The organism is Aromatoleum tolulyticum (assembly GCF_900156155.1).
In the GTDB taxonomy this organism is placed as follows: Bacteria; Pseudomonadota; Gammaproteobacteria; order Burkholderiales; family Rhodocyclaceae; genus Aromatoleum; species Aromatoleum tolulyticum.
This window is the reverse complement of sequence record NZ_FTMD01000029.1, coordinates 1-7,667: the sequence shown is the minus strand read 5'-3', so window position 1 is coordinate 7,667 and position 7,667 is coordinate 1. Positions and strand designations below refer to the sequence as shown.

Here is a 7,667-nt window from a genome sequence, read left to right as displayed (position 1 = left end):
TGATGAGCAAACTGGGTGTCCGCTCCTCGGGCGAGCTGATTCAGCTGTCGATGCTTACGAACAGCCACTGCCTCGAGTGCAAGTGGGCGTGCCGGCCCTCGCGTTGATTGAGGCATCGCCCGACTGTGCCTCGGTCCTGTCACTGAAATCGCATTTCAATGCAATGTGAATTTCAGGCCGTCGCCTTTTCAGTCGCGGAGAACGTCTTCGGCCCCGGGGCTGCCCGTAAAGGCACTCGTCGATCCTGTCCGTTGAGGTATCGGGGTCTGTCGGCGAAGACGACGAGCATTCCGCGGGTCTCCGCATGAGGGCGGGTTCGGGCGTTTCGAGAGCCTGAGGGCGGGGGGCGACCAGGCATTGCCGCCTTGCATCGCGCCTTCGGCACGCGCGAGGCGGGCGTCCGAACTCGCCGCGGATGTCACCTCGGTCAGAAGGCAAGGGCTGCGGTTCGCCCCCCCGCTAGGAAGAACTCTCTATTCGTTAGGTGTCCGCACCAATTGTTGGTCAGACGGCTGAAGCCTACATTCCGACCATGGTGTGGGGCCGTTTCACGTGCAAGGGCGGGGACTGCGCGACGCGCACCGACCACACCAAACGGAGGAGACAAACTCATGAATATCTAGGCGAAGCCATGGCGCATCGCGGTTCTGGGCGTATCGCTCTACGCGACGCTCGCAGGATGTGGTGTATCGGCAAGTCCGTCGAACATCCCCGGTGCCACGTCGGGCATCATCAAGCGATCCGATGCGTTTCAGGCGGCTGCGGACAACGGGAAGACGACAGTGATCGTCGGAGCCACGGGAGTTGTGCTGACGTCGGCCGATCGCGGCAATAGCTGGTCGCGGCATCAGCTCGATCCCCTCAGCTCGTTCGTCGGTGTCGCGGCGTGTGCCGACGGCAGCTTTGCTGCGCTCGATTTCTTTCACCGGGTGTGGATCGGGGATGCTGCCGGTGGCAACTGGCAGGCCCGCACGATCGAGGAGCCGGCCAATCCGCTGGCCATCACCTGCGACGGCAAGGATCGTCTGTGGGTGGTGGGCGGCGGCAGCACGATCGCGTCGAGTAGCGACCACGGTGCAAGCTGGAGCACGACCGTTGTCGGCGACGATGCGATGCTTGCCAGCGTTCAGTTCGTGAATGAGCGCGAAGGATTCATCACCGGCGAGTTTGGTGCCGTCTACCGCACCGCGGACGGCGGTGCGACGTGGGAAGCGTTGCCGAAGATAGGCGAGGATTTCTATCCCTATGCGGCTGTGTTTGCAGATCGCGACCGCGGCTGGGTGTCCGGCCTTGCCGGAGTGGTGATGCAGACCTCCGATGGCGGCAAGAGCTGGAGCAAACGGGTCAATGAGGCCGGTGCGCCGATCTACGGCCTGGCGATCGACCGCGGTGCCCCGCTCGGCGTGGGGATCAACGGGCTCGTGTTCCGGGTGAGCGGGGATCAGTGGAAGCTGGCCGATACGCGCAAGGCCACCTATCTGCGCGGCGCCCTGCCGTTTGGCGATGGCCGCATCCTTGTCGCGGGCGGGGCCGGGGGCGTGGAGGTAATGACACTCGACGGCGACCGCAAGGTCACGGCGAACAACTGAGCGAGGTCACATCATGCGCCATCGCTTTACCCATGCCGTCCATCAGCTCGAAAACGTTGCCTTCAGGTTCCCGCGCGCCATTCTGACCGCGATCCTTCTCGTGACGGTGTTCTTTGCATTCAAGTTGCCCGGCGTTCAGGTCTACACCGCGTTCGAGGATCTGCTGCCGCAGAACCATTCCTTCATCAAGCTGCATAACGAGATCCGCGGCAGTTTCGGGGGCGCAAACCAGATCGTCGTGGCGCTGGAGGTTGATGAGGGGGACATTTTCACGAACGAAACCTTGTCACGCCTGCACCGGCTGACTCAGGCCGTCGATAACCTGCCCGGCGTCAACCACAACCAGGTCGCGAGCCTCGCGCATCGCACCGTGCGCAAGATCTGGCTGACGGAAAGCGGCGAGATGATCTCCCGGCTGTATTACGACCCCACGCAGCCGAAACTGACCACGGAGGAGCTCGAGACGCTGAGGAAGGACGTCATGTCGAACCCCCGCGTGTATGGCCTGCTGGTCTCGCCGGATCTCAAGTCCGCGATGATCAAGGCGCAACTGAACGAGGCCGGCAATATTGATTATGGCAAGACCTTCGCGGAGTTGCAGGCGGTGCGCGCCGGCGAGGCCGCGGATGGCGTGAGGATCCATGCGACCGGAAACCCCGTGCTGATCGGCTGGGTGTACACCTACCTGCCGCAGATCATCCAGATCTTCCTGTACACGCTCGCGCTGATGGTCGCCTTGCTGGTGATCTATTTCCGGCGTTTGTACGGGGTGCTGCTGCCCTTGCTCGGAATCACGCTGTCGTCGATCTGGGGGCTAGGGTTCATCTCGCTGATGGGCTGGAATCTCGACCCGCTGAATCTCGTGATCCCGTTCCTGATCGCAGCCCGCGCGATGTCGCACAGCATCCAGCTCGTCGAGCGTTACTACTTTGAATTGGGGCATACGAATGATTCGCGGCAGGCGGCGCGCAATGCGTTCGACGATCTGTTCCGGCCCGGTTCGCTGGCGATCGTGGTCGATGCGGTCGGCATTCTCGTGCTGACGCTCGGTGCGGCGCCGATCAATACGAAGATGGGTTACTACGCCGGTTTCTGGGCGTTTTCGGTGATCTTCACGGTACTTCTGGTCGTGCCGCTGCTACTGCTCGTGCTGCCGCAGCCGCGCGTGACCGCCGTCCGCGAAGGGGGGCTGCGTCGTGTGGTCGTCGCGCTGTTCGGGGTGGTCGGCAGCCGCCGGGGATCGATTGCGGTGCTGGTCGGGGCCGCGCTCCTCGTCCTGGCCGGCGGGTGGCTGAGTCTGGGGGTGCAGATCGGCGAGGCGGAGCCGGGAAGTCCGCTGCTATATCCGCAGCACGACTACAACGTGTCGTCGCGCGCGATCAACGAGCGTTTCCCTGGATCGGAAGAGCTCTACATCGTGGCGCGGACGGCAGAGAAGGGCGGGCTGAAGAATCCCGAGGTGTTGCGCGCGATCGAGTCCTTCCAGAACACGATGCTGCAGGATCCGAACGTCGGGGGCACGAAGGCCTTGCCGGGCCTGATCCGCTCGGTCAATGGTCTGATCCACAACACGGATCCGCGCTGGAACCAGATTCCGTCCGACCCCAACGAAATCGGCGGGCTGATGTTCACCTTCATGGCGGCCAGTCCGATTCCGGGGGCGCTCAACGAGTATACGAACACCGATGAGAATCTCGCGAACGTGGTGTTCTTCTACAAGGATCACCAGGCACAGACGATCGATCGCGCCATCGGGCTTGCGCGGGAGGGCGTCGCCGCGCTCGCGGACAAGGTCCCCGGCTTGAGCATCGAACTGGCCGGGGGCGCCGTCGGCGTGAATGCGGCCATCAACGATGCGGTCCGGCACGACAATTTCCTGATCGTTCCGCTGGTGTTGGCGCTGTCGTTCGCCTTCGTGTGGGCCTTCTACGGGTCGCTGCACGCGGGATGGCTGATGGTGCTGCCGATGATCTTCGCCACGGTGATGACCTACGCGTACATGAGCGTCCAGCGCATCGGCATGAACGTGAATACCGTCCCGGTGATTGCGGTCGGCATCGGGGTGGGCATCGATTACGCGATCTACATCATGAACCGCATCCGTGAGGAAATGGCGGCACTACAGGATCTGCGCGAGGCGGTGCTGAAGGCGATCGCGACGACGGGATTTGCGGTGTCCTTCACTGCAATGACGCTGATCGCCGGCGTCGTGATGTGGATCGTGCTGTCGGACCTGCGCTTCCAGTCGGATGCCGCGCTGTTGCTCAGTTTGATGCTGATCTTCAACGTGGTGGCGGCCATGCTGCTCGTTCCGGCGTGGGTCATGATCTTCAAGCCGCGCTTCATCACCGAGGTCTATCTCGACGAGGACCAGGTCATCCAGGTCCGCGACCAAAAACCGGAACCGCCCTGCGTGGCGGTGGCACAACCGGCGTAACCGCGCACTACCCCGCGCAAGACTCCAACACAAATCGATTCGGGGCTACCAAGGGAGGAAATGCTGTATGAAGGCAGCAGGGGATTTTTCGCGTCCGAAATTGGGTGTTCTCGCCACGGCCTTGTCGCTGGCGGCGGGCGGACAGGTGCAGGCGGCGGACGAAAACCTTCCGGATCTGGGCGGGGGCGCAGCGCCCTGGGTCGCGGACGTGTATTACGAGAACCACACCGTGCGGCGCCACGATGCGGGGCTCGCCAAGTTCCGCAACACACTGCAGGTCGAAGCCGACAAGCCGATGGGCGACGGCTGGGCTTTCCGCGGCATCCTGCGCGGCAGCTGGGACGGCGTGTACCGTATGAACCGGGGTGAGTACGGGAACCGTGCGGGCGGCCCGGTCCAGCTCGAGAACACGGCCGCACCGCTGTTGCCGCCGGTGCCGACGAGCGCAGGTACGCCGCTGAACCGGCCTCAGGTTCCGCACGGGGGCGGAATCAACAACCCGATCGGCACCGCGATCGGCTTGCCGCCGACCAACGCATTGGGCTTCGACCTGGGCGCGAATCCGAACGATGGCATGCGCGTGCTGGGCGACCGCTGGCACAAGACGGAAGGAGGGGTCGCCTTCGGTGTGCCGGTGCGGCCGTGCGACAGCGATTCACGCGGGTGTCGCGACTTCGGCGGCTACGGCGACCTGAAGCGGGGCGAGCTCGAGGCACCTGAATTCAACGACCGACTCGATTTCCTGCGCGAAATCTATGCGAAGAAGACGTTTCCGTTCGGCGACGGAAGCGAGCTCTTCGTGAAGGTGGGACGGCAGCAGGTGGTGTGGGGCCGCACCGATCTGTTCCGTGTGCTCGACGTCATCAACCCCATCGACTATTCGCGCAACAACATCTACGACGAGCTTCAGGACATCCGCATTCCAATGTGGATTGCCCAGGCAGAATATCGCATGGGTGCGAGCGATGCCATGCAGGATCGAAACGTCCAGGTGGTGTGGAATTTCGACAAATTTCGGCCGAACAACCTCGGACAGTGCGGCTCGCCGAACGTGATGCTCGACGCGGGTTGTTTCTTCCGCGGCATGGCGAACCTGTGGGACAACGGGGGTACCGTTGCGAACTTCGCTGCTGTTCCGCCGGGGACTGCGGGCGCCTGGGCTGCGACGGATTTCGGGCCGCATCAGATCGGCATCCGCAATGTCCATCTGCCCGAATGGTCGCTCTCGAACACGCAACTCGGCGTGAAGTACGAGGGGATCACGCAGGACGGCCTCGCGTTTTCGCTGAATGCGCTGACCTACCGTTCGCAACTGCCCAGCCTGCACGCATTCAGCGCCGGCGCGGTGAACCCCTTCACCGGCGGGACGGGCAATACGACGCCTCCGGCGGACGGTGTTCCGGTGAGCCGCCTGATTGCGTTCGACGTCCATTACCCGCGGGTGAACCTCATTGGCGGTTCGCTGGACTTCCAGATTCCCGATGCGAATGCTGCCATTCGCATGGAAACCGCGCTGACGCATGGCGAGGAGTTCGCGAACACCGCGCGTCGCGAGTTGTACTCGAAGAACAGGGTGCTGCGCTCCGTCATCGGAGTCGACCGGCCGACCTTCATACCTTTCATCAGCAAGACGCGGGCAACGCTGATCTCGGCGCAGTTGTTCTGGCAGCACATATTCGATCACGAACGACATGATGGCCCGCTCGGTACGGTGGGCATGGTCGATTGGGAAGACAACTTCATCGGCACGCTGCTGATCAAGGGATTCCTCGCCGGGGACCGGGTCAGCCCGCAGGTGGTCATGGCGCGCGACTTCCGGGCGAAGGCATTGACTATCGCGCCGCAGATCGAGTGGAGCGTCACCGACGACTTCAAGGTCACGCTCGGCGCCAACTTCAAATATACGAACGGCAATAGCCACTACAAGTTCGACGACTGCCGTTCGTGCAACCCCTATCCGCCTTTCACGACCTATACGGCCGCGGGCCAGTCGTTTGTCCCGGGATCGGCGGGCCTGGCCGGTTTCGAGCCGCTCGGACGCTTCCGCGCCGGACCGATTGGAGCTGCGGTTGCGGAAGACGATATCTACGTGATGGTCCGCTACAAGTTCTGACGCACCCTACAAGAGGAGACAGTGGAAATGATTGGACATTTTGCAAGGCCCAGCGTGATCGCGGTGGCACTGGCCTGTGCGGCGGGAACGCTGCACGCGGCGACCGAGGCGGACATCGAGAAGTCCTTCTTCCCGTACAAGCAGGGCGTGCCGACGGCTCCCGGAGTGACAACGGGAACGTCGATCAACAAGGGCAACGTCGCGAATTTCGCGGGAGTGCTCGACCCCGGAATGCAGCGGTTCATCCAGGAAGGGGCCGTCGAGATCACCGTCGGCGCGACGACGTCGTTCGACCTCAACAAGAGTTATGTGGATGCGACCAAGGAGAACGCCGGCAAGGTGAAAGTCGGCGCCAAACCGGGCGAGCTGGTCGGCTATGTGGCAGGCCGTCCTTTCCCCGAAGAGCCGGATGCAAAAGATGCGCGTGCCGGCGAGAAGCTTGCGTGGAATTTCCGCTACGGTATGAACTGGGGCGACGGGTTGGCAATTTCGCCGTTTTACTGGAAGTACCGCAATATGGACAGCGGCAAGGTAGAGCGCAATATCCTGTTCAATTTCCATTTCATAAAATATACGCATCGGCTGAACCAGGCGCCGGTGCCGGAAATTGCGCCGAACCCTTCGAAGCTGTACCGCGCGACCTACGTGAATGTGCAGGAACCGCAGGACGTCAAGAACACACAGCTGCTGATTCAGCGCTACGAGGACGACCTGAAACAGGACGACGCCTATCTCTATCTCGGTTTCCAGCGCCGCGTGCGCCGCTTGTCGACCGGACAGACCACGGACGCCTTTCTCGGTTCGGACATCATGATCGAGGACTTCGAGGGTTACAACGGCCGCATTTCGGACATGAACTGGAAGTACAAGGGCACCGCGAACATATTGATGCCCTTTTACAACCACAACGACATGAAACTGTCGGACGAATACAAAGAGCCGGACGGCTACAAGTACGTCGCCTTCGGTGGCCAGGGCGGGTGCTTCCCCAACATTACGTGGCAGTTGCGCAAGGTGCACATCGTCGAATCGTCCCCGGTCGACCCCAATCATCCGGTGAGCAGACGGGTGCATTACATGGATGCGCAAACCTCGGCAATGTCCGAGACGCTTGTGTATGACCGCAAAGGGGATCTATGGAAGGTCTTCATGCTCGGAATGACGCATCCCGACTCCCACCTGGCCAAGAACAAGGGCAGCGGCATCGTTCTATTCGATGCCTTCAGCATGATCGACGTCCAGGCGAAGCACTGTACGACCGGACAGTTCAAGGGGCAACTGGACGCTCAGATGGTCCCGGTCAGCCTGTTTAACGTCCAGAACATGCGCGGCGGAAACTGAGCCGACAGATTTTCTCGGGGTCCATCTCTCCTCCCGCAGAAACTTTGCGCGCCTTTCGGCGCGCTTTTTTTTTGCGCGGTCGAAATTGGCCGGGTATCGGCAACGGTGCGGGCGGATTGTCGAAACGACCACTCGACGTGAATTTTCGCCTTGTGCATGCGGGTGGGGGTTGCCCCTTAACCGTTAG

General features: G+C 62.1%; 4 protein-coding genes. All 4 read left to right on the top strand.

Annotated features, from left to right (window positions below):
- Positions 1-782 precede the first annotated feature (782 nt).
- The 4 genes from BW991_RS23365 (at position 783) to BW991_RS23350 (ending at position 7,480) form a co-directional block, all read left to right on the top strand.
- Positions 783-1,589: a sialidase family protein gene (locus BW991_RS23365; protein WP_170879169.1), complete on the top strand. Its 807-nt coding sequence runs from the start codon at positions 783-785 to the stop codon at positions 1,587-1,589.
- A gap of 13 nt (positions 1,590-1,602) precedes the next feature.
- Positions 1,603-4,026 (top strand): efflux RND transporter permease subunit, encoded by a 2,424-nt coding sequence (locus BW991_RS23360; protein ID WP_076604512.1) that lies wholly within the window; start codon positions 1,603-1,605, stop codon positions 4,024-4,026.
- Positions 4,027-4,093: 67 nt separating this feature from the next.
- Positions 4,094-6,139 (top strand): DUF1302 family protein, encoded by a 2,046-nt coding sequence (locus BW991_RS23355; protein ID WP_076604511.1) that lies wholly within the window; start codon positions 4,094-4,096, stop codon positions 6,137-6,139.
- A 147-nt stretch (positions 6,140-6,286) separates the two neighbouring features.
- Positions 6,287-7,480, top strand: a complete 1,194-nt coding sequence (locus tag BW991_RS23350; RefSeq protein WP_244551802.1) for a DUF1329 domain-containing protein — start codon at positions 6,287-6,289, stop codon at positions 7,478-7,480.
- Positions 7,481-7,667 lie beyond the last annotated feature (187 nt).

Bases quoted from the DNA above. Each gene is read 5' to 3' on its own strand.
- BW991_RS23360 (WP_076604512.1), top strand. From the start codon at position 1,603: ATGCGCCATCGCTTTACCCATGCCGTCCATCAGCTCGAAAACGTTGCC.
- BW991_RS23355 (WP_076604511.1), top strand. From the start codon at position 4,094: ATGAAGGCAGCAGGGGATTTTTCGCGTCCGAAATTGGGTGTTCTCGCC.